The following is a 24,074-nucleotide window of genomic DNA, read 5'->3' on the forward strand; positions in this document are numbered from 1 at the left end:
ACCATTCACAGGTAATATTCCTAAAAAATTTTATTCTCAGAGAAATAATTTTATTTTTGTTCAATGATGGAAAACAAATCCGCATTTTTAGATACCTTATTTCTGCTTCGGAAGGATGAATGTATTACAATCTTCACAGATCTTTATGAAATCTCTAAAAAAGAAGAACAGGAGGCTGCTGATTATTTCGAATCCGAATTTGAAAAAGAAAGATTGGAGTTTTTATCCGATCAGATCACCTGTGACCGTGAAACAGCTGTCTGGGCGGCAAAAATTCTGTATCACAGCGCACAGTTATACCTGATCAGGAAAGATACAGCGAAGAATCTTGACAAATTAATTCCTCCGTTTAATGGCAAAAGAAATGTCTCAGCCTTATTATCGGCGGACCTGTCACTGCGGTTTTTACCCCAGACGATTTCTGCTTTACAATCTGCCGATCCGGAAGACCCGTTGATCAAAATGCTGGAAAATATCCTCCTTCAGTTTCATTATTCAGGAGTTGGATTTGATCTGGATCTTGAAAACATCAACTGGGAAGAAGAATTAAAAGATAAAACCTATCGGAAACTCTATCTGGAAAGAATTGTAGAAAAAAAATCCTACAGACTGGCCGAAATTCCATACATCAATCAACTGTTGATCGCGGAGTTTGGGCTACATAAAGATATTTTCTGGAGAGAATTAAAAATGAGTGAGAATGGAAATTAGTTCGGCCGTAACAATGGGCCTGGCTGCAGGAACCTATCTGTTTTTATTTTGCATAATATCATATTATACCAATAATCTTCTTTTTAGGAAAAATGTGGGTGAAATCGGTATGTTCATCTCTTTTGGAAAACCGCTGTACAAATATTATCTGAAAAACGGGATCAAAATAAGCTTTGGATATGTTCCTTTAGGAAGCTATATCACCTTTAAAACCCACGAACTTCCTGTCCCTGTATCAGTAGATGATGCAGAAGCGGCATACAATAAAAGAAGGATTAAAATCCTTAATCTCGTGGTATTGGCTGTCATTGTACTGGCTCTTTTTACAGCGAGTTATATCATAGGTTATGATCCTGTTAAAATATTCAAAGACATTCTTTCCATTGAATACCGTTTAATCACGCAGAAGCTGCTTTATAAAGACCTTGCTTCGGCTGTTTTTGACCGTTATGAAATGTATGGTAAATACTTCTTTCTTTGCTTTGTGCTTGTAGTACAGTTTATAATCTCATTAGTGCTGGTCTTTGTGCTGTCACTTTGGGACTATTTAGGATTAATCCTGGGTATTCTTTTATTGATTGCTTATTTTAAATATAATTTGGCTTTTTTTATATTTCCGGTTAATTTTTACATAGATTCGCTTCTTACACTTGTCATAAGTGGGTTTATATATTTTTTACTGCTTAGATTTTTTATTAAATAAATACTAATGAACCATAATATTACAAAACTCAACACCGTTCTTAATTATGTAAAAGATACCTTCGTCGGGAAAAATGATGTGGTAGATCTTTTGGGAATCTGCCTTCTGGCAAGAGAAAATGCCTTTCTGTACGGACCTCCCGGAACCGCAAAATCTGCAATCGTAAGAACACTTTCCAACACGGTAAAAGATGGGAAAAACTTTGAATACCTTTTAACCCGTTTTACAGAGCCGAACGAGATTTTCGGTCCTTTCGATATCAGAAAACTAAAAGAAGGGGAACTTCTTACCAACACAGAAGGAATGATGCCGGAAGCCTCTATGGTATTCCTGGATGAGATATTCAATGCCAACTCGGCGATTCTGAACTCTCTGCTGATGGCTTTAAACGAAAAGATATTTAAAAGAGGAAAAGAAACCAAACATTTACCGGCATTGATGTTTGTCGGAGCAAGTAACGTTCTTCCTGAAGATGAGGCTCTGAATGCCTTATTCGACCGTTTCCTGATCAGAATCAATGTAGATTATGTAAATCCTGACCTTCTTCAGCAGGTGCTTTTAGCCGGAAGAAAACTGGAAAATCCGGTGGAAACGGAAACCCCTGAAATCCTTTCCGGTGAAATTAGAGAACTGCAGAATCTGTGCAGAACTATTGATCTGAAACCTATTTATGAAGTATATCTAAATACCATCATCAGCCTCAGAAATACAGGAATTGCCATTTCCGACCGTCGTGCTGTAAAACTACAGAACCTGATCGCTGCAAGTGCTCTGATCTGTGGAAGAAACGAAGCAATTCTGTCAGACCTTTGGGTACTGAAACATATCTGGGATACCGAAGAACAGATTGAAATTCTGGAGGGGATCATCAACAGGACCATAGAAAAAGATGAAAATCCGAAATCCCATCCCCAGGCCATGCAGAATAAAACCCCGAATCCTGAAGAAATCATGAAAGATGTAAAAATTTTGGTTGAAAAATGGAACGGCGGTGCATTGAGTTTTGAAGAACAGAATGTAATCAAAGATAAGCTGAGATACCTTCAGACCCGCTGCGACTGGATCCGAAATCCGGAACAGAAACAATATATTCAACAGGAAATAGAAAGTTTATGGCAGAAAATCCTTCAAAGCGTGTAAAAGAATTCTGGGCAGAACTTCCGCGGGCAGATGAAGATTTTTTAGGCTCAATCCGGGACTGGAAAAATGTTCAGATCGCATTGGAAGAAGATGTGATCTGGATGAAAGGCTTTACCGGAGAACAGGCAGTTTCACCGGAAATTCAGCAGTTACCTGACTTTTTACTGTATGAATTGAGAGAAGGTCTCTTATTCAGGAAAGATGCTTTGGTTCCCAGTAAAAAAGTGAGAACCGCTTTGCTATGGACGCCTATTGATAAAGCTTTACGGCTTACTTTTCCACCGTCCAACCAGAATTTTTTTGGAATTGATGAAAAAGTAAAGGTCAGACTGGTTCCAAGTGAGGAAGAACAGCCTGTTATTGCCTTATTAAGCCTTATGGATGAGATTAAAGAAGCAATAATTGCCTTCCCGAAATTTAAACTGGAAAAAATAGACTGGACGGTTATTAATGATAAAGCCCTGTTTTTAGGAACACCATTATTAAGCCTTCCGGGGAAAACCCTTTGGATGAAAGACCATCATCTTCTTCCGGCGGGTTATGATTTTGAATTTAAAAATTTAAGCACTCTGTTACAGAGAAAATATAATGCAGCTCAGGACATGTGGCTTTTATGGAATGAAAACGGAAGTGTTTTACCTCTTGATAAAACCGATTTCCGTAAACTTTCCGTAAGCTCATTTCGTCTGACTGAAAAATCAAAGGAATGGATCTGAACGAATATTTCCAATCATACCAAAACTATTTCTGGGAATGGACTACCGATAAAGATGTTCCGGATCCCACAGGCTATCATGAAAACAACCTTATCATCATTCCGAATGTAGGGGCGGTAGCGTATAGACCTTACATTATGGAAATTCTGAAAGAGTTGATGCTGCAGGGGTTCCCGCCCTTCGGAGCATTATTGCTGGTGCTGTATGCCTCTCAGGATGGATACCTGAATTTAGACGGAATATATTATTATCTGAATAAAGTACAGACGGAAAGCAAAGAGGAAGTCCGTTTGGATATAGAATCAGGATTTAAATTTCTTGAAAACCTGAAAAATCTGGGACCGCGTTATAAAACCGGACAAAATAGGATTATGCTTTTACAGACCCTGTTCAGACATACTCCGCGTTTGGTGAGATCCTCTACAAGTGCAGACATGATCTTAAAAGGATTTGCCAGAAGACCTCACAGCCTTGCCGATTCGGCAGAGAAAAAAGAGTTGACAGATGCCGTTAAAATAAAAGACATCCGCACGTTAGCGATATTAAATGAGAAATTTCCGTCGGTAGAATCCATCATCAATGTCATGAAAGGGACCGTTGATATTCCTGAGCTGGAAGATGAAGTGGCCGAAGAAGAAACTACTGTTGAAACCAATAAAGATTTCATTCAGGAACTGATTGAAGAACCAAAAACTTTTCAGGTAGGAAGCCTGATCAAAAGAATCTGGAGCGGCCTGAAAATTCCTATGCGTCATCTTTCTCCCGGAGAACAGCCCATCGGAGGAATTTCTGATATGACGAATAAAGGAGAGCTTCATCGGATGCTTTTATCAGAATTTGCCAATGAAGATGATGTTTTCATGAACCGTGTTGCTAATAATGAAGCATTATATATCCAGCGGGAAATTCCGCCTGAAGAAAATATCTTTGAAAGAATTATTTTAATTGATACTTCTATAAAAAACTGGGGAACCCCAAAAGTATTAGCATTTGCCTCAGCTATTGCCGTGATCAAACATCCCAAAGCCCACTCCGAATGTAAAGTTTTTGCATTAGGACAAACTATTGTGCCGGTTTCTCTGGATAAGGTGGAAGAAGTAGTAGAAAACCTCAACCATGTAAGTCCGGTACTGGAGGCTTCCCAGGCTCTGGAAAAGTTCTTTGAAGAAGATCACAAAGAAAAGGATCTTGAAGTTTTTTTCATTACTCATCAGGATAATCTTGCTAACCATAAATTACAGAAAGTAATTAACGAAAACAGAGACCGTCTGAAATTTCTTGTAACAACTTCTGCAGACGGAGAACTGAATTTCTACAAACATCATAAAGGAACAAGAAAACATATTCAAAAGATTCTGCTTCCGTTGAAAGAGTTGTGGGCGAATCCTCCACAGAGAAGATCGAAGGCTCCTCAGGATTCCCGTAACGGAAAGAAAACAGATCTTCCGTTGAATTATCCAATCCTGTTTCCTTCTCCGGTTGGCCAGATTGCCCAGTTCATGTATGAAGGAGAATACTTTATTTTAAGCAGCAAAAAGCAGCTGCTCCGAACTTATCTGTCTGATAATTATTACAACAGGGAGTATTATGACCGTCATAAAACCCATCATGGCTGCGAGGTTCTGTTTGAAAATATCTCTATAAGGCCCAAAGGACAGTTTGCCTTGGCAAAAAACAAACAGCAGCAGTTCATCCTGTGTCAGTATCAGCCGGATAAAAAGCTGATTTCAAAGTTAAACCTGAACACCAAAGAATATTCAGAACTGAATATTACGGGAAAAATTATTCCACAGGAATTTAAGCTGGTTTATTTTAACAGGAATTTTTATCTGTTTTACGCGAAAGCTCCCTGGATTTCCGAAATTAACTTAGAAGGAAATATCTCTATTGAACAGGTTAAAAATGATGAAGAGATTGCCAGAAGCTATTCTAAGATAGAAATAGAACTGAGTAAATTATCCTCCGGAATCAGAGTTCTAAGCAGTTTCAACAGAATCGGGATCAATTCGGAAAATAAGCTGGTGATTTCCAACCATGAATTGCATAAAAATTATGTCAACACACTGACCTTGCGTAAAAATAAGCATCAGATAAAAATTTTTGCAGGTAAGAATAAAAACAAATTCAGTTTTTCCGATGGAAGCGACATCATTACAGATTCCCGAGGGGTGCTGACATTTAAAAGCAGTAACAAAAATATTCCGGAATTTTATATTCCTTCTGCAGAAAATAGTTTTCTGGCGATGGCTGCAGATACCGAATTTAGTGGTTCCGAATATTTCCTGCCGGATCACACTCTGCTAAAGGTGAGAAAAATGGAAGATATGTATGAAGAGTATTTGAAAAGATTTATAGATCAGATTGTGGAATATGGAACTTAGAATAAAACCTTTTCCGAAGAATAATTATCCTAAAAAAGGGCTTTTAATAAAAGGTTCCTCACCATTCACATGGTTATATGAGATGGAAACTTTAGGCATAGATCTTGATCATGTCCGCTCTTTTGCGATTCCTTCCAACGAGCCGAACGGAATATATGGGTGTTTCCTCATATTTAACGGTTCTGCTCCTGATGAGATCGGACGAAATGCTTATTTTCAGTGTGTGGATGGCAAATTGTTTATTCCAGAGAATACGATTTTCTATCCCAAAGTAAATCCTGAAGACTGGCTGAATACAGATGCGGAATTTCTGATTATGCATCCTGAATTTGGTATGGTGAAATTAAATGAAGAGATCGACTGGATCTCATTAATTCAGCATCCGGAACAGTCAAAAGATACAATCCGAAAACCATCCAACGGGGTAAAGATTCCCCAGAAAATTGAGAGCTATACCGTAGAAATGGACGATGACCAAGTTCTGGAAGCTCTTGAGAAACCGAAGACCGAGGAAGAATGGATGAAAAGCCTGCCTTTCGATCTGAAAAAAGTAATGGCCGGCAATAAAAAAGAGATTGAAAAATACCTGAACTATATTGAAAAATACCCTGACAGGGCTGTAGATCTCGGAGTTCCGCTGGATGTGATGGGAACCTCAAGAGGAGATGGTTTCGGGAATTTTAAATTTGGAAATCCCTGGCTGGATAAGCTTTTTGGAGGAAAAGAAAATGCAAGCGGTTCCGGGCGGGATTACCGCTGGGTTTTCTGGGTAATTTTACTGGCAATCGGCCTGGTCAGCATGTTTAGGCATTGGGGTGAAAGTGAGCCTGCAAAAAATGCTACAGCTTCCTCAGGTGAAATTTATACAGGACCGGGCAAAGAGCAGGATCCGAATCTAATGAAGCCTGTGGTAGCTTATCAGTCAGGCGTTACTGATATTGATATGAAAATAGATTCTATGTACGGCCGGAAAAGACGTGAGCTGATGCAGGAAAGTGTTTTGGCCAACATGATGTACCATAATCCAAAAAAAGAAACCACCTACAAGGAATATCTGGATAAAGGAGGAAGGCCTATTGAAAACATTTATAAAGATATTGATGGCATAAAAGCTAAAGTCAAAACATCTGAAGATTCCCTTAAAAAAGTGTACCGCAAGAGAATTACAGAATATATCGGGCAGAATGAAGCGGGCTACCGGCAGAAAATTAAAGATTCCATCAAAAAAGCCAATCCCGGAAAAGCTGTAGACAATGGAACTGTGAAAACAGTCTGGAAGAAAAAGCAGGTGCTGGTGGAAGATTCGCTGGGCCGTCTTTACGGAACAAAAGAATATGCTGATACACCGGTTTATAAGAATGAAAATTCAGACATTGGCGAAATAGAAATTAAGAAGCCTTATCAGAAGCAGAACATTTCCTTTTCGGATATTTTCTGGCTGATTGTAGCCATGACAGGAGCTGTTGGTCTCTACTCCTTCATTATTAAAAAAAGATCCCTGAACGTTGGTGGAGATCATGTTCCGGGCGGAGTCAAGATTTTCCTGATGATTGTTCTGGTAGCCATGCTGGCCTATATTTTCTATCCTTTGATTGAAATGTACGGTTACAACTGGTTCGTATGGATTCTCATCATTTGCGTTATACTCCTTCTTTACCGTTTGTTCAGTGAAGATAAAACCATTTTAAAATCAGATAAAGATGAATAGGCAGAAGTTTATAGATAAATTCATGGCGGCATTTTTCATTCTGGCGATCCTTAAGATCATCGGAATTCTGGCGCAGCTTTTTCATCAGAGTTTTTGGGAGGTAATATGGACCCTGGTTGTTTTCGCTTTTGTGGCCATTATGATTTTTGCCGTTCTGCTTCGTCTTGAAAAGAAAGAAAAAGGACAAAATTCATCAGGAGGAAAGAGCAGGGGAGGAAGTGTCTATGTAGAAACCTCTATTTTTGATAAGATCAGAAATAAATACGAAGAGCTGGCAGAAAAGTACATCGCAGAAAAGGATTACAAAAAAGCGGCAAAAGTTTATATGAATCTTCTTCAGGATCATTACCGAGGGGCAAGAACATTGGAAGACGGAGGCTTTTATACCGAAGCAGCAGTTGTTTATCTTAAAAAACTGAAGAACAGAACAGATGCTGCAGCCTGCTATGAAAAAGCAAAGCAGTACAAAAAAGCTATTGACCTTTACAAAGAACTTGAACAAAAAGAAAAAGTGGGTGACCTGTACAGGATCATCAACGATATAAAAAATTCCAATACCTATTATCAGATGGTGGTGGATGATTATGTGAGCAACAGCCAGATGGTGAAAGGCTCTCTGATCTACCGCAAAAAAATGGAAATGCCGGAAGAAGCACAAAAAATCCTGCTGAAAGGCTGGGAAGAAAACAAGGATGCTTTCAACTGCCTGAATAATTATTTTGCGAATATCTTTGATGTGAAACAGCTCGAACATTCCATTCAGGAACTCTATCAGAAGACACCTGAAGATAAAAAGATCATTTACCTTGATGCCATGAAGCATGAATTTAAAAAAGATCCGAAGCTTCAGACAGCAACCCGGAACATCGCTTACGAAATCATCACCGAAAAGGTAGCAGGACATTCCGAAATTGTCAACGAACTGAAACATTTTAATCCGGATGATGAGGTGATCCTGAAAGATATTTCCAGATATAAGACAGGACGGAATAAGATGTTCAGGAATTAATGCTTTTTAAAAGTTAAAAGGTAAAAAGATTTCATTGAAGCATTATACCTAAAAAAGTATCTTTGATGTTTCCTTAATTGATCTTAAAACTTAAAGAGTCTTAATGGTTCAAATAAAAATAAAAATGGATCACACCAACAAATACCTTTATTTAAAGCACGAAGGCAAAAATGCATATAAGATCGTTCTTGAAGCTACAGGAAATGGGAAAATGCCTTTGCAGGGAGTAAAGAAAATCAGAGAAATATTTCCGTTTCTTTCTCTAGCCGAAGCCAAGGAAATTGTCGTCATTGCAACTTCTGAGTACAAAAGCTTATATGATTATCCGGGAAGCTTATTCAAAGAGCTGGAAGAGTTAAATGATTCAACAAACGAGTCGTCTATTTGAGATCTCAAAAAAACAAGCTAATCAAGGCTTCTGAGCCATTATTTTTATTCGCCTACCTTGTGAAGATTATCAATTAATTAAGAAAAAGATTTATCTTTGCGCCATAAAAATATGAAACTACAAAGAACACATATCAATGCAGAACTATGCGAAAGCCCTTCAATAAAGGGATTATTCGTGTATGATTGGATGATATTGAGTGAGGCGAAATGTGCATTCTTTGGAAATTATTTACAGTGAACCCGTAAAAATTTTATCAAAATATAGCAAAAACGCCTCGGTTGCCGGGGCGTTTTTTGTGTTTTCAGGGCAAAAATTATTTAGAACGAAAAAAAATAACCATAGAAGTAAAAATTTTTTAATTAACAATGAACAATTAATAAGAAAATAAAGCGTGATAAGTAACCCAGTGAGAGACAGTCATTTAGGTATTTAAGAGATCTGCAATCTATTGCAGATAGGAATTTTCTATTCTGAATTTTAATTGTAATTAATTGATTTTCAAATAGTTAATTGAAAAATAAATTTGCAGGTTTCAAAATTTCATATTTACTTTGCAACCGAAAATTGAAAGCAACAGGTTTTCAGGATTCATTTAATAATTTAAAAACAAACAGTACAATGCTACAATTACATAACATACAAAGTCAGTTTTCAAAACTACACGGACAAGAACCGATGGAGCTGTGGTATGCGAATATTCTTGATTGTGGATTTATTGATAAAAGGTGCTTATATACGTAGGTCTCTCATGACCTGACACGTAAAAATATAGTAAGCGCCTCCCGAAAAGAGGCGCTTTTTTTATGGTTTCTTTAGCTTATTTGGTAAAGCGCCGGTCTGTGGAACCGGAGAACAGGGTTCGATCCCCGGAGATACCCCAAATAAAAAGATCCTATAGCTCAATTGGTTAGAGCGTCGGCCTGATACGTCGAAGGTTGAAGGTTCAAGTCCTTCTGGGATTACAAAAAATGGTCTATTGAGGTAATGGCTAACCTGCCCGACTGTCTCTTGGGCACTGCGGGTTCGATTCCCTTATGGAGTACAAAAGTGAAATGGTCAACAGCCATTCACAAATGATAAACGATTTCGTAGCTCAAGTGGTTAGAGTATCGGTTTCATAAGCCGAAGGTTGAAGGTTCGAGTCCTTCCGAAATTACAAAAATGATTCTGTAGCTCAATGGTAGAGCGCTGGTCTGTTAAACCAGAAGTTGAAAGTTCGAGTCTTTCCGGAATCGCGGATAATTAAATGTTAATTGTTTCAAAAGAGAAGAAGAAAGGGTTTGTCAAGAGCAGAAGATCTTTACGCCAAAACACAATACAGACAGACTTTTTCTTACCTCAAAAATGATGGTTCGCCGAAGTGGAAGAGTCGGGGCGGTCTGCAAAACCGTTGCGTGAGCTGAGTGGGTTTGAAATGTGAAACATTCGTGAATTCAAATAAAAAAATAAAATGGTTATGAACAATCCCATAGCCATCTCAAGGAAGAAGCTGGAAAATGAAGAAAGAGAAAAATAAGGCTGAATAACCTTCAGCAATGATGAAAACTAGTTAGTTCGAAAAAATAAAAGCCTGTCAAGCGCAGAAGTTCTTATATCAAAAAAAAAAATTAAGACAGGCTTTATTTTTTCAAAAAAGGAAGTGCGCCGGAGTTGGAGAGTCGGGGCAGACTGTAACTCTGTTGCTTCATAGCTGAGTAGGTTCGAATCCTACCACTTCCACCAAAAACCACCGGTAATGTAACGGCAGCATGCAGGAACTATACTCTTGTTGTTCAGGTTCAATTCCTGGTCGGGCGGTTTTTTAATAAAAGATAAAAATTGATGATAGGCTTCAGAAAAGAAGTCTTGATCAGGAAACATACATTACTCATGGAAAGAGAAAAGTTTGTCAAGCGCAGAAGATCTTTACAAACACTAACAGGCATAGTTTATTAATAGACAGACTTTCTCTGACCTTTTTAAAAATGATCAGTAATGAGCAATAAGTAATGAGTACTTTCAGACATTACCTATTACTCATTACCCATCATATAAGTACGCGGGAATGGCGGAACTGGCAGACGCACTTGATTTAGGCTCAAGGTATTGGGGGTTCGAATCCCTCTTCCCGTACAAAATTATCAGTAATGAGTGATAGGCAATAAGTAATTTCAAACATTACCGATTACTCATCACAAAACCCGGAAGAGTGGTGTACAAGGTGTGCACATTAGTCTGAAAAACTAAAGGTACAGGTTCGATTCCTGTCTGTTCCACAAAACAGCATAACACTGATCCATAGTGTAACTGGCAGCACCCAAGATTTTGATTCTTGGAGTTCAGGTTCGAATCCTGATGGATTAGCAAAAAATACTCCGATAGTGTAATGGCAGCATCCCGGTCTCCAAAACCGTTGGTACTGGTTCGAATCCGGTTCGGAGTGCAAAAAATGAATGATTGAAAACATTCAAAAAATAATTTTTATGAACTATAGAATTGAAACGTAGAATTTAAAATGTAAAAAAATGGAAACGCAACACGAAACATGGCAGAACATGAATGGAAAAATTTTCCGTAACTCTATCACACAGCTGGTAGAAGAAGCCATCATCCGCGAACTGGCAGCCGGGCACCGTCTGAAAGTATGTGTAGGATCAGATTCCCACGTATACGGAGAGGCCATCAATTATGCTACGGCAGTAGTATTCGTTCGTGAAGGAAAAGGAGCGTTTACCTTTATCAGAAAAGAAAGAGAGATACAGACGATCAGTATCAAAGAAAGGATGCTGAATGAGGTGAACAGATCCGTAGCAACAGCCTACGCTATCTGTGCCGTTCTGGATGCTTATGGCGTAGAAATGGAGGTACACGCAGACATTAATACCGACCCGGAATTCAAATCAAACACCGCTTTGAAAGATGCCATGGGATACATTCTCGGAATGGGGTATGTCTTTAAAGCAAAACCCTTTGCCTTTGCAAGCTCCAACTGTGCCGATATGATGGTTTAATCTTTTTGATCTGACAATGAAAACAGTTTTAATTATTAATGGAGAAAACTACTGGGATGATTACTTTGCCGGATTCAACACTATCCGGAAAAAAGTTCAGACCTCGGAATGTATCATAAAAAATGATGTTCTCTACGTCGCAGATGTGGAAGGAGCATGCAGCCCGGATGTCATATTCTGGAGATTGGGAGCTGTAAATCCTGAAGCTAAGCATAGAAATATGCTTGAATTGATTCAATATTCAGGAGTACCCTGCATCAACTCAGCGGAAACCCTGCTGAAAGGATACGACAGATTATCCATGTTGAATACGCTTAAAAAACTGGAATTACCGGTTATAGATTTCAATGCAGCGACAGGAACAGCTCATCTGAAAAATCTGGAAATGCCGTTTCCGTTTGTTGTTAAAGTGGGAAACCACCATGGCGGATATGGAAAAAGTCTGGTATCCGATGAAGAGCAATGGGAAGAACTTAAAGACCTGCTGTTTATTCATCAGGATTATGTAACGGTTGAGAAATTCATTGATTATAAATATGATATACGCTATCTGGCCGTCAATGATAAAGTATGGGCTATGAAAAGAAAAGGCAGATATTGGAAAGCCAATTCATTAACCCAGGAATACCAGATTATTGAACCTGAAAAAGAGTGGATAGGAAACGTAAAACTGTTACAGGAAAATATTAAAGCGGATATTGTAGCTATTGATGTTCTGGAAACAGAAAATGGAGAAAAAACAATTGTAGAATATAATGATATTCCCGGTCTTACCGGATTCCCGGAAGAAGCAAAGCTGGAACTATCAGAAACTGTGAAAAACAAATAAAAGAGAACCTTAAAAACTAGTAACCATGTATTTTTTAATTCAGGCTAATGTATATTTAGATCCCGACCATTACAGGATTTTTGATGCTCTGGAAGAACTGGGTATTGATTATGAAGTGATCAATATTCCTCCAACGGCAGAAAAAATAGATTTCAAAACAGACCGTAAGGATGTTTTTGTATATGGTTCGGTGACAATTGCAAGACTGGCCAGACAAAATTCAGACTGGTTTCCCGGTTCTTTTTACGGAGGAAATCATTTATATGAGGTTTATTCTCAATATTATGGCGAAAATCTCCTGAATCATACCATTTCCGTACATAAAATCTCAGAAGCTTTACCTTGGAGAAAGGATGAAATGAAATTCATTAAACCTTACACAGAAGCAAAGATTTTTACAGGAAAAGTTTTCACAGAAGCAGAATGGAACGATTTCGTTTTTGAATCACTGGAAAATTCGTCCAACAGGATTACAAAAAATTCTCTGGTACAGGTTTCCGAAGCTAAACGAACGGTAAAAGAAGCAAGACTTTGGATTATTGGCGGACAGATTATTGATGGAGGCTATTATAAATTCAATGATAATGCTCCTTTTGAAGAAACAGTTTCAGAAGACGGATTAGCTTTTGCCCGTGAAATGATTCAGCTTTTCAATCTTGAAGAAGCCTTTGTAATGGATATTTGTTTTACAGATGAAGGCTGGAAAATTGTTGAAATCAACTGTATCAACAGTTCCGGATTTTATCCCAATACCAATGTGAAAAGTATTATCAGAGCTTTGAATATTTACTTTTCCCAATAAAAAATACAGAATGTTTTTATACGATAAAGTCATAGTCATTGATATTGAAGCGACCTGCTGGGCAAAAGGAGAAGTTCCCGAAAATTCAAAAAGAGAAATTATTGAAATCGGGATCTGCAAACTGAATATGTCAGATGGAAGCATAGAAGATAAAAGAAGCTATCTGATCAAACCTTTATATTCAGAAATAAGCGAATACTGTACAAACCTTACAGGAATTACCGCTGAAAAACTGGAAAAAGAAGGAGTGACCTTTCAGCAAGCCTGCTCCAATATCAAAAACAGATACAATTCCCTGCACAGAACCTACGCCGGCTATGGTGGATTCGATAAGTCGATTATGGAAAGCCAGTGCAGCGAATTGGGAGTGAAATTCCCTTTCAGTGAGACCTATCTCGATCTGAAAGTGATGTTAAGTCTAATGAGCGGTGAAAAACCGATCGGACTTCTGAAAGAACTCGAAGCAAGAAATATCAGTTTTGAAGGAAGTGCACACAGTGGTGCAGATGATGCCTTTAATACGGCAAAGCTTCTGTATCATGTTTTAAAAAAATAAAGCAATGGAAATAACCAAAAGATTATTGTTTCTGGATGATATAAGATACCCAATTGAAGCGTATCATTATACAAAGAAGGACATTTTCCTCAGAAAAGACTGGCATATCGTCCGGAATTACGAACAGTTTGTCAACAGGATTTTGGAAAAAGGACTTCCGGAAATGATTTCTTTTGACCACGACCTTGCCGATGAACATTATTTAAAACCGGATACCCTGGAGTTTGTTGAGAAAACAGGCTACGACTGTGCAAAATGGCTCATAGAATACTGTATGGATAACTATTTAGACTTACCAAAATTCTACTGCCACTCCATGAATCCCGTAGGAAAAGAGAATATTCTAAACCTATTAAAAAATTTTAAGAACCATTAAATTAATAACGGATTGAATTATAAGAATATTAAGATGAATTTCACTTTAAAATGTGCTGTCTATGAAAAATCTTTGATTTTTTCCTTAATTAAACTTAAAACTTACCAGAATCTTAATGGTTTAAAACAACATTAAAAACTAAAAAATGATTTTCAAAACATATAACGCTATAGAAAATGCTTACCAGGCCCGCGTGATCGATCAGATCAGGATTCAGGGTTTTGGGGATGAGGTTTTCATCGTACAGGAGAAGGTCCACGGTGCTAATTTCTCTTTCTTTACCGATGGAAAGGAAATTAAGATTGGAAAACGGACCGCTTTCATCGAAAAAGATGATAAATTTTATAACGCACATCAGATTTTGGAACGTTACAGAAAAAACGTAACCGATTTGTTCCATAAAGTAAAAACGCTGTTTCCGGATCTTGAAACCGTAGTCATCTATGGTGAATTGTTCGGCGGAGGCTACAAACATAAAGAGGTTGCACCCGTAAAAGATGCCGTAAAAGTACAGGCAGGGGTGGAATATGCACCTTATAACGAATTTTATGCTTTCGACATCAAGCTGAATGGAACCACTTATCTGGATACAGACAAAGCCAATCAGATTTTTGAGGAAACCGGATTTTTCTATGCTAAAATTCTATTCCAGGGAACTCTGGAAGAAGCTTTGAAGTACCCGAATGCCTTTAATTCAAAAATTCCGGGATGGCTTGGCCTTCCTGAAATAGAGGATAATAGGTGTGAGGGAACCGTGGTCAAAACTTTAAAAACCCGTTATTTTGGAAATGGAGCCAGGATTATTCTTAAAAATAAGAACGAAAAGTGGGTCGAAAAATCCAAAGTAGAGAGAAAAGAAAGGAAAACCATTCAAAAACAGGTCAATTTCAGTGAAAAAGCTCAGGAAATCTGGAATGAAATTCAGAAATACGCTACTGTTAACAGATTGAATAACGTAATGAGCAAGATCGGCGAATTTGAACCTAAAATGATGGGACAGGTAATTGGCCTTTTCTCACAGGATATCCTGACTGATCTTGAAAAGGATTTCCCCGGCATTTTTACAGCAATAGAAAAAGATGAGCAGAAAAGAATCAATAAAAAACTGAATTCTTTAGCCATTGATGTGATAAAAGAAGAGCTGATGACTCTTAAAGTGTAGTTTCGGTAAATTTTTACCGGAACTTTTTTATGTGTACAATCCCACAGCAGAAGCTTTTAAAAAAAAACTTCTGTGATAAAAAACCAGAAAAAATGATACAGGCAGAAATAAAAAGTCTTTTAAAAGAAGACATCAGCATATTGGTGAAAATTCCGAACTCTTCAAAACATTATTTATGTGACTGCGGGGAAGCAAGCCTACTCACGGTGAAGGAAGCACAGTCGGTTTCAGCAATATTCATCAGTCATACCCATATTGATCATTTCTCCAATTTCGATGGAATATTCAGACATCAGATAGGGAGTGGCGAAAAAGTTGTGATCTGTGGGCCGGAAAATATTCACCGGCAAGTTGAAGCCAGATTAAAATCCTATACCTGGAATTTAATAGATGAAGGTGCCATAGCTTATGAAATCCGGGAAATTGTTGCAAAAGACAAAATCAATATTTACACCATTCACCCTCCGTTCTGGAATGCAGAGCAGGCAGGAAGTCAGGATTTCCTTTTTAAAGATGAATCTGTGGAAGTTGATTTTGCAGTTCTCGATCATAAGACAGCTTCTGTGGCTTACTTATTCAAAGAAAAAGATTCTGTGACATTCCATGAAAATGCCTCAGAATATAAAAAAGGAAAATGGATCAGCGAACTGAAAACTGCTTTTGAAAACAACAATTCGGATAAAGAAATTGAAATTGAGGGAACGGTGTACAAAGCTTCAGATCTCTTTTATCATTTAACACGTACCGAAGGCTATAAACTGGGCGTTATCATGGATCATGCAGTGTCTGAAGACAATTATAAAAAGATAAAAGCAGTTTTCAAAGGAGCGGATAAAGTATACATTGAAACCTTTTACAAAGATGAAGATCAGGAATTTGCAACAGCTAATTATCACAGTTTTGCTTCAGCATCCGGAAAGATCATGAACGAATGTGGAGTAAAAGAAGCTGTTCCCGTTCACTTTTCAAGAAGATACACCGAAAGTGATGTACAGGAAATTGAAACCGCTTTTTATAAAGCATTTCAGACCGTTAAAAACAATTAGTAATTAAACTTTACAATCATAAAGCCGAATCAACAGAGCATTTTATGGTTGAACAAAAACAATTAAAAAAAATGAAACCAAATATTTTTTTCACGGCAGACCATCATTTCGGTCATGCCAATATTATAAAATTCTCAGAAAGACCTTTTGAATCATTGGAACAGATGAATGAAGAGCTTATCAAGAGATGGAACGAGAAGGTTGGTGTCAATGATACCGTCTATCATTTAGGCGATGTCAGCCTCGGTAAACCTGATTTTACCAAAGAAGTCCTCGACAGGCTGAACGGTAAAATCCACCTGATAAAAGGCAACCATGAAGGCGCGGCACTTACCTATCCCAAACGTTTCGAATCCATCAGAGATTACCACGAACTGAGAGTTGATGAACCGGACAACAGCAATAGCAATCAGAAAATTATTCTTCTGCATTACGCCATGCGCAGCTGGAACGGCTCTCACCGCGGAGTTTGGCAGCTCTACGGTCATTCACACGGAACATTACCGGACGATGAAATGGCCCTGAGCTTTGACGTGGGAGTTGACTGTCATAATTTTTACCCGATTTCTTATGAAGAAGTCAAAGAAATTATGAAACGAAAAAAGTGGACACCCCCGTTTGCCCCAAGAAATTAAATTTAAAATAAAAAAGGGAGATAGAAACAGGGAGAAAGAAAATTGAGAAAGACCATATTAAATTCCATCTTCTGGCTCCCATCTTCCCCCTTTAGAAAATGTAAACCAATGAAAACAACAGAAAATATATTAATTATAGACCTTGAAGCCACATGTTGGGATAACCGCCCGCCCAGAGGTCAGGAAAGTGAGATCATTGAGATCGGAGTATGCATCATGAATGCAGCTACCGGCCGTATCTCCCAAAATGAAGGAATTTTAGTGAAACCGCAATATTCAAAAGTAAGTCCGTTTTGTACAGAACTGACTTCCCTTACCCAGAAAATGCTGGACGAAGAAGGTGTGATGCTGGAAGATGCACTGGACATTCTGCGTGCAGAATATGATTCCCAAGACCTTACCTGGGCCAGTTACGGAAATTACGACCTGAATATGCTGCAAAGCCAGGCCAGAAGATTTAACGTGGATTATCCGCTGAGTTATGACCATATCAACGTGAAAACCCTGTTCGGCCAGCTGCATCCAACAGTCAGGAAAAGTGTCGGAATGGCCAGAGCTCTAGGTGAACTGAATATGAAACTTGAAGGTACTCACCATCGAGGAGTAGATGATGCGAAAAATATTGCTAAAATCCTTTACTGGTGCCTGAATCAGGCTTAAAAATAGGAGTGAAATTCACTTAAAATCCGTATATTTAAAGAAATAACCTGTACCTGAAATGATTGAAAAAATTAGCCCGATTGAGCACATCAGAATGCGTCCGGGAATGTATATCGGAATCCCAAACCATTATGGAATTCTGGAAATGTTAGGCTATTTGATAGAGGATTTTTTTAAAGCAGGTATTGATGAGATACATTTCTCTCTGAAAGATGATAATCAATTGATTATTGAAGGATTTGGTAAAAAAAGTTTACTGTTACTAAGCAATACTTTAAAGAATGTTGATTCACATTTTAGTAAAAATTGTCCTTTCTCTCTTATCGAAATTCTGGCACTAAGTGAATCATCAGAAATGATGGTTAATGATAATGGTAATCAGTATGGAATAAGATCAGATAAAGGAAAATTGAAGGAGCTTACATCCGTTTTTCAGGAAACATGTAACAATATAAAAATAGACTATATCCCCGATCGGGAAATTTTCAAAGACCTTTGTCTTAATTATGAAATACTTAATCATTTATTCAGAAGATATGCCTTTCTGAATCCTGAAATTAAGATTAAAAGTGTCAATGAATTAAACAAAGATCAACAAGTCAATATTTTTCACTTTCCCAATGGAGTTTCTGAGATCATGGATTACGAACTTGAAAAAAGATTTCTCTATTACAGTCCTTTTTTTAAATTGGATTTCCAAAAGAAAACGGAATTTTCTTATGCGGTTGCTTTGCTTTTTTTTAATAACTGTTATGAAGCTTTTAAGATCAAAACCTACGCGAACTATAAAGAAGCTACATTGGGAGGTTCTCTATTAGATGGAATAATGCAGGGATTTCAAAAGTTTTTTAAAGAAGAAGCACGAAAGAAAAATAAAAGAATAAGTGTTCGTTCTGCTAAGCTTAAACAACATCTTTTTCTTTATGCATCAGTAACAGGGGAGCTTACTTTCCTTGGAGCAACCAGACAGAAACTTGGAACACCTTTAGTTCAAAAAGAAAGTAAAGAATTCGTCTATCAGGAACTGAAAACTTATTTTACTGATAAAGACGACGAACTCATTGATGTTCTCCGGATATTTGAAATAACAGCAGAGATATAAATATTCAGCTAAAATAAGGATCGTACAGCCGTATGATCCTTATTTTATTATGCTTTTTGGCAATGATCAGAATTTTTTTACCTATAAAATCAAATAATTTTCTTTAATTTTTTAATACGCAAAAAGGTTGCGCAATTGGTTTCTTACTTTGCATCATCAAAATGAAATACTACTAAAATTTTGAAAAACAGATTTTAGTCAAAATATCAGACAGGCCATGTTGGAGTGTTTCTGTATAGCACCATTGCAGGAGATTTTATTGAGAAATATGATGTTCTTCTGTTCAGCGGGTCTGAAGGTTAGGAGTTTTCCATAAAATTCCATGCGCTATGGGTCGAAGGTTCGAATCCTTCTATTTCCTTCACGGGAATATAACTCAGTTGGTTAGAGTAATAGCTTATGATGTGTGGGTTCGAATCCCACTGCCAATTCGATTGGTATGGCGGAATGGTTGACGCGCTGCACTATGACTGCAGTATCATTGAAATAGACTCAAAATCTATTTTTTATGCCGAGTTTTAAATGTTTCTCATTAAAAAAACATCTTTTTACAGGAAAATCTGAGGTTTTTTCAGCTGTTGGATCAGCATTTTGGAAAGACCTGCAGGAAAAGATTTTTCTGAAGATGAAATCGGTCTTAGGAACAGACCTTATTGGATAAATAGAGTTAATGAAAAGCTTTTGTATGAGTTTCAAAAAAGAACAGGATACAGAATCATGAAATCAACAATACCATTCAAAAAGCTGTTCAGAGGCAGAATGAATTTTCTGAAGCCCTTTTCTTCCGTTGTTTTTGAAAGAAACAATCTCGGTTTTTCCCTTTTTTAAATAAATAATAACCATAAAATACAATTAGAAATGTTGAAAAAAATTACAGTTAAAGCATATCAGACAGGTCTTGTTTTCCAAAACGGAAACCTTATTCAGATCCTTAAAGAAGGTGGTTACTGGATGTTCGGAAATAAAACCGTAACGATTCATGACATGAAAACAGCATTTCATGCCCCTGAAGACCTTAACCTTCTTCTTAAAAATGAACAACTGAACACTATGTTACAGGTAATTGATGTAAAAGACGGCGAAATCGTGCTGGTCTATGAGAACGGAATTTTCAAAGAAGTATTGAAAGTAGGGCAGTACGCCTTCTGGAAAGATATTCTGAAAAGAGAATTTCAGAAAATTGACCTTACCAAAGTGGAAATCACAGAAAACATATCCAGAACCGTTCTGGAAAATCCAATGTTGAGAAACTTCGTAAGAAAATTTTCAGTGATCAACCAATATAAAGGAATACTGCTTATTGACGGGAAACTTACGAAAGTGCTTGAACCGGGAACATACAACTTCTGGATGAATGAAATTCCTATTGAAGTAAAATGTGCCGATATCCGTATGCAGCAAATGGAAATTGCCGGACAGGAGCTTTTAACAAAAGATAAAGCTATGCTCCGTATCAACTTCTATGTAAGCTTTCAGATCATCGATATTGAAAAATCCCTGATGCATAATAAGGAATATGATAAGCAATTGTATGTTCTGATGCAGCTGGCTCTGCGTGAATTCGTAGGAGCACTTACCCTGGATGAACTATTGTTGAAAAAAGATGCTGTAGGAAAAGAAATCCTGGAAAACTTCGGAAATAAAGGAAATGATCTTGGATTGAAAGTTTCAGACGCGGGAATCAGAGATGTGATCCTGACCGGGGAAATGAAAGAAATCATCAACCAGGTATTGATTGCAGAGAAAAAAGCCCAGGCCAACAGCATCATGAGACGTGAAGAAACAGCTTCTACCAGAAGCCTTCTGAACACTGCAAAGCTGATGGAGGAAAATGAAGTCCTGTGGAAACTGAAAGAAATGGAATATATGGAGAAGATCGCAGAAAAGATCGGAGATATCACCGTTTCCGGAAACAGCAATATCGTTTCCCAGCTGAAAGAAATTTTTGCTAAATAGAAACTAATAACTATCACCATAGGGGCAGACTTGTGAATAAGCAGGTTTGCCCCGTTTTTATTTACTTACAATGCCAAATAATTATAATACCATCCGGAATAAACTTTTAGAAGCTTTCCCTCAATCGGATATATCATTTTTGAAGGTTTGAAACAGGAATTGAAGCTAATAGGTAAGAATATTTCATTCCAGAGGAAAAGAAATGGAGAGTCTCAGTTATAATCAAATAGCTGGGATTTATTTTTATTTATAAAAATTTGTAAAACAATTACTTATGTCGTGTTTCTGGTTTAAGGTTCCTGTCAAAACTTAAAATATTTACCCATAATACGGAAACCCGTAAGGTCATCAAGCCGGAAGCCTCTACTTTTACTTCCAAGAAATTAATACGATGACTACCCAAACCGAACAGGCACTGGAAAACGGACTGATAAAAACTCTTATAGACAACAGCTACGAATATGTACAGCTGAGAGAGGAAAATCTGTACGCCAATTTTAAAAGCCAGCTCGAGAAACATAATAAAAAGAGATTGGCTGAAGCCGGAAGAACAGCTTTTACGGATAAAGAGTTTGAAAAGATCCGTATTCACCTGGAAGGAGGTACCCGTTTTGAGAAAGCAAAAAAGCTGAGAGATCTTTACCCTCTTGATACGGAAGACGGTCAGCGCATCTGGGTTGAATTTCTGGACCGGCAGAAATGGTGTAAAAATGAATTTCAGGTTTCCAACCAGATCACTACTGAAGGAAGAAAAAAATGCAGATATGATGTCACCATCCTCATCAATGGGCTTCCTTTGGTTCAGATAGAGCTCAAAAGAAAAGGAACAGAGCTCAAGGAAGCATATAACCAGATTCAGCAATATTATAAAACATCTTATACAGGCCTGTTTGATTATGTTCAACTTTTTATCATTTCGAATGGCGTGAATACCCGGTATTTTGCCAACAATCCCAATGGTGGTTACAATTTCACATTCAACTGGACGGATACGGAAAATGTTCCCTATAATGATCTGAGCCAGTTTGCTAACTCTTTTCTGGAAAGATGCAGCTTAGGGAAAATGATCAGTAAATATATTGTTTTACATGAAGGGGATCGTGCTTTAATGGTCCTTCGTCCCTATCAGTATTATGCGGTTGAAAAAATCCTGACCAGAATAGAAAATACCGCCAAAAATGGCTACATATGGCATACAACAGGGGCCGGAAAAACATTAACCTCTTTTAAAACAGCTCAGCTGGCGTCTGAAATAGATGGGGTAGATAAGGTCATTTTCGTTGTAGACCGGAGGGATCTGGATACCCAGACCCAAAGTGAATATGATGCCTTTGAAAAGGGAGCCGTAGATGGCACCGATAACACATATGAACTGATAAAAAGGCTGGGAGGGAATTCCAAAATTATTATTACAACGATCCAGAAGCTGAACAATGCCGTTACGAGGGACCGTTACAATAAACATCTTCAGGAGGTACGCGAACAGAAAGTCGTGATGATCTTTGATGAGTGCCACAGAAGCCAGTTTGGGGATTCGCACCGTAATATCAGGCAGTTTTTCAGCAACCTTCAGATTTTTGGATTTACCGGAACGCCCATTTTTGCAAAAAATGCAAATGAGCATACAACGGCTGAAATATTTGATGACTGCCTGCATAAATACCTTATTAAAGACGCGATTGCAGACGATAACGTATTGGGATTTCTCGTGGAATATTACAAAGGAAATACTGAATTAGGCGGAGATTATATGAATGAAACCAGAATGACTGAAATTGCAAAATTCATTTTGGGGAATTTCCATAAATCAACTGCAGACGGAGAATTCAACGCCCTTTTTGCCACTCAATCTATAACGGCATTAGTGAAATATTATAAGCTTTTTAAGCAGCTTAATCCTGAAATAAAAATCGGTGCCGTATTTACTTTTCCCTCAATCAGTAATCAGGATGATGAAAATACAGGAATGGGGCAGGGGTTTGCCAATGAAAAGGTAACTTCGGATGAACTGGCAGACATTATGAGCGACTATAATCAAATGTTTGACACTTCATTCTCTACTGAAAATTTCGGAGCCTATTATGATGATATCAATTTGAGAATGAAGAAGAAAAAGCCGGATATGGAACCTCTGGATCTGCTTCTTGTGGTGAATATGTTCCTCACGGGTTTTGATGCTAAAAAACTCAACACTTTATATGTGGATAAAAACCTGGAATATCATGGATTATTACAGGCTTTCAGCAGAACAAACCGTATTCTGAACGATAAAAAGCAGTTTGGAAAGATCATCTGCTTCCGCAATCTTAAGGCTAATGTAGATGAAGCCATTAAATTATTCAGCAATAACCAACCTGTTGAGCATATCATCCGCGGGTCTTATGATGAAGTCAAAGGACAGCTTTCCGATCTTATGCAGGACTTTAAAGAGAAATATCCTGAAGTTCAGATCGTAGATCTGCTGCAAAGTGAAGACGACAGGCGTGATTTCGTACTGGACTTCCGTGATATTATTAAAAAGCGGGCTGAAATACAGGTGTATGATGATTTTGATTCCGAAGACAGCTCTTTTCCAATGACTAATCAGGAATTTATGGACTTCCGGAGCAAATACCTGGATATTGCAGATCGGGTGCATACTTCATCCACCATTGGAGAAGATCCGCAGGTGTATGGAAACCAACAGACTCTGGAGGATATTGATTTCTGTCTCGAATTACTGCACAGCGACATCATCAACGTAAGCTATATCCTGAAACTGATGGCAGGACTGGATACTAAAAAAGATGATTACGAAAAAGAGCGCCAGCGCATTCTGGATACCATTTCCAATGACTCGCAAACACGTAACAAGACACCACTCTTCCATGAATTTATGCAAGAGAACATTGACAACAATAAAGAAGAATTTGAAAGATCCAAAACCGACGGTACTCTGGATCTGGAAAGCCTTCTTAATGAATTCATAACCCGTAAACGCGATGAAGCCATCCATAAATTAGCTGATGAAGAAGGGATCAACGTTGAGGCACTGGCCGCTTTTATTGCAGAATATGATTATCTCCGGCGGGAAAAACCTGAAATCATTCAGGATGCAGTAAAACAGATCAAAGTCGGACTGAATGAACGTCGTACCATTATTGATCGTGTATCCCAAAAATTAAAAACCATAATCAGTGTCTTCAGCTGGGATTAAAAGCA

20 protein-coding genes and 11 tRNA genes are annotated in these 24,074 nt (G+C 37.8%); all 31 read left to right on the plus strand.

The window, feature by feature from the left end:
- Positions 1–63: 63 nt before the first annotated feature.
- The 31 genes from FW768_RS19290 (at position 64) to FW768_RS19440 (ending at position 24,069) form a co-directional block, all read left to right on the plus strand.
- The gene (locus FW768_RS19290) at positions 64–711 is read left to right on the plus strand and encodes a hypothetical protein (protein WP_231128734.1); all 648 of its coding nucleotides are present in this window, start codon (positions 64–66) and stop codon (positions 709–711) included.
- Positions 701–1,414 carry a hypothetical protein gene (locus FW768_RS19295; protein WP_153398184.1) on the plus strand — a complete coding sequence of 238 codons (714 nt, stop codon included), beginning with the start codon at positions 701–703 and terminating at the stop codon, positions 1,412–1,414. Before FW768_RS19290 ends, FW768_RS19295 begins: the two co-directional genes overlap by 11 nt.
- Before the next feature lie 6 nt (positions 1,415–1,420).
- Positions 1,421–2,554: an AAA family ATPase gene (locus FW768_RS19300; RefSeq protein ID WP_153398186.1), complete on the plus strand. Its 1,134-nt coding sequence runs from the start codon at positions 1,421–1,423 to the stop codon at positions 2,552–2,554.
- Positions 2,527–3,270 (plus strand): hypothetical protein, encoded by a 744-nt coding sequence (locus FW768_RS19305; RefSeq protein WP_153398188.1) that lies wholly within the window; start codon positions 2,527–2,529, stop codon positions 3,268–3,270. Before FW768_RS19300 ends, FW768_RS19305 begins: the two co-directional genes overlap by 28 nt.
- Entirely contained in the window at positions 3,261–5,651 is a 2,391-nt protein-coding gene (locus tag FW768_RS19310) for a hypothetical protein (RefSeq protein ID WP_153398190.1), read from the plus strand. Before FW768_RS19305 ends, FW768_RS19310 begins: the two co-directional genes overlap by 10 nt.
- Complete coding sequence (locus FW768_RS19315; protein ID WP_153398192.1) at positions 5,641–7,359, plus strand: APC family permease; 1,719 nt, start codon at positions 5,641–5,643, stop codon at positions 7,357–7,359. The genes FW768_RS19310 and FW768_RS19315 overlap by 11 nt, the downstream gene beginning before the upstream one ends.
- A complete protein-coding gene (locus FW768_RS19320) occupies positions 7,352–8,368 on the plus strand; it encodes a tetratricopeptide repeat protein (protein ID WP_153398194.1) in 1,017 nt (338 codons plus the stop codon). Before FW768_RS19315 ends, FW768_RS19320 begins: the two co-directional genes overlap by 8 nt.
- Positions 8,369–8,492: 124 nt before the next feature.
- A complete protein-coding gene (locus FW768_RS19325) occupies positions 8,493–8,756 on the plus strand; it encodes a hypothetical protein (RefSeq protein ID WP_185152009.1) in 264 nt (87 codons plus the stop codon).
- Positions 8,757–9,564: 808 nt separating this feature from the next.
- Positions 9,565–9,637: transfer RNA gene (locus tag FW768_RS19330), tRNA-His, on the plus strand.
- 10 nt (positions 9,638–9,647) lie between these two features.
- Positions 9,648–9,721: transfer RNA gene (locus FW768_RS19335), tRNA-Ile, on the plus strand.
- Positions 9,722–9,729: 8 nt separating this feature from the next.
- Positions 9,730–9,801 (plus strand) — tRNA-Asp (locus FW768_RS19340).
- Positions 9,802–9,841: 40 nt separating this feature from the next.
- Positions 9,842–9,915, plus strand: a tRNA-Met gene (locus FW768_RS19345).
- Between the two features lie 7 nt (positions 9,916–9,922).
- Positions 9,923–9,994: transfer RNA gene (locus FW768_RS19350), tRNA-Asn, on the plus strand.
- Between the two features lie 400 nt (positions 9,995–10,394).
- Positions 10,395–10,481 (plus strand) — tRNA-Tyr (locus tag FW768_RS19355).
- 316 nt (positions 10,482–10,797) lie between these two features.
- Positions 10,798–10,871, plus strand: a tRNA-Leu gene (locus tag FW768_RS19360).
- 70 nt (positions 10,872–10,941) lie between these two features.
- Positions 10,942–11,014 (plus strand) — tRNA-Phe (locus tag FW768_RS19365).
- 16 nt (positions 11,015–11,030) lie between these two features.
- Positions 11,031–11,102 (plus strand) — tRNA-Gln (locus FW768_RS19370).
- 8 nt (positions 11,103–11,110) lie between these two features.
- Positions 11,111–11,181, plus strand: a tRNA-Trp gene (locus FW768_RS19375).
- 82 nt (positions 11,182–11,263) lie between these two features.
- The gene (locus FW768_RS19380; RefSeq protein WP_153398198.1) at positions 11,264–11,749 is read left to right on the plus strand and encodes a ribonuclease H-like YkuK family protein; all 486 of its coding nucleotides are present in this window, start codon (positions 11,264–11,266) and stop codon (positions 11,747–11,749) included.
- A 16-nt stretch (positions 11,750–11,765) separates the two neighbouring features.
- A complete protein-coding gene (locus FW768_RS19385; protein WP_153398200.1) occupies positions 11,766–12,578 on the plus strand; it encodes an ATP-grasp domain-containing protein in 813 nt (270 codons plus the stop codon).
- 25 nt (positions 12,579–12,603) lie between these two features.
- Positions 12,604–13,380, plus strand: a complete 777-nt coding sequence (locus FW768_RS19390) for an ATP-grasp domain-containing protein (protein WP_153398202.1) — start codon at positions 12,604–12,606, stop codon at positions 13,378–13,380.
- A 10-nt stretch (positions 13,381–13,390) separates the two neighbouring features.
- On the plus strand, positions 13,391–13,936 hold the full coding sequence (locus FW768_RS19395) for a 3'-5' exonuclease (protein WP_153398204.1): 546 nt from the start codon (positions 13,391–13,393) through the stop codon (positions 13,934–13,936).
- Positions 13,937–13,940: 4 nt separating this feature from the next.
- Entirely contained in the window at positions 13,941–14,312 is a 372-nt protein-coding gene (locus tag FW768_RS19400; protein WP_153398205.1) for a cyclic-phosphate processing receiver domain-containing protein, read from the plus strand.
- 145 nt (positions 14,313–14,457) lie between these two features.
- Positions 14,458–15,474, plus strand: a complete 1,017-nt coding sequence (locus FW768_RS19405) for an RNA ligase, Rnl2 family (RefSeq protein ID WP_153398207.1) — start codon at positions 14,458–14,460, stop codon at positions 15,472–15,474.
- A gap of 92 nt (positions 15,475–15,566) precedes the next feature.
- Entirely contained in the window at positions 15,567–16,520 is a 954-nt protein-coding gene (locus FW768_RS19410; protein WP_153398209.1) for an MBL fold metallo-hydrolase, read from the plus strand.
- Between the two features lie 71 nt (positions 16,521–16,591).
- Positions 16,592–17,155, plus strand: coding sequence for a metallophosphoesterase (locus FW768_RS19415; RefSeq protein ID WP_153398211.1), 564 nt, complete (start codon positions 16,592–16,594; stop codon positions 17,153–17,155).
- Positions 17,156–17,263: 108 nt separating this feature from the next.
- Positions 17,264–17,815, plus strand: a complete 552-nt coding sequence (locus FW768_RS19420; RefSeq protein WP_153398213.1) for a 3'-5' exonuclease — start codon at positions 17,264–17,266, stop codon at positions 17,813–17,815.
- Between the two features lie 58 nt (positions 17,816–17,873).
- Complete coding sequence (locus FW768_RS19425; RefSeq protein WP_153398215.1) at positions 17,874–18,917, plus strand: DNA topoisomerase IV subunit B family protein; 1,044 nt, start codon at positions 17,874–17,876, stop codon at positions 18,915–18,917.
- A 365-nt stretch (positions 18,918–19,282) separates the two neighbouring features.
- A tRNA-OTHER gene (locus FW768_RS19430) sits at positions 19,283–19,345 on the plus strand.
- Positions 19,346–19,775: 430 nt separating this feature from the next.
- The gene (locus FW768_RS19435; protein WP_153398217.1) at positions 19,776–20,873 is read left to right on the plus strand and encodes a slipin family protein; all 1,098 of its coding nucleotides are present in this window, start codon (positions 19,776–19,778) and stop codon (positions 20,871–20,873) included.
- A 391-nt stretch (positions 20,874–21,264) separates the two neighbouring features.
- Positions 21,265–24,069 (plus strand): type I restriction endonuclease subunit R, encoded by a 2,805-nt coding sequence (locus FW768_RS19440; RefSeq protein ID WP_153398219.1) that lies wholly within the window; start codon positions 21,265–21,267, stop codon positions 24,067–24,069.
- Positions 24,070–24,074: the final 5 nt, after the last annotated feature.

The organism is Chryseobacterium vaccae (genome assembly GCF_009602705.1).
In the GTDB taxonomy this organism is placed as follows: domain Bacteria; phylum Bacteroidota; class Bacteroidia; order Flavobacteriales; family Weeksellaceae; genus Chryseobacterium; species Chryseobacterium vaccae.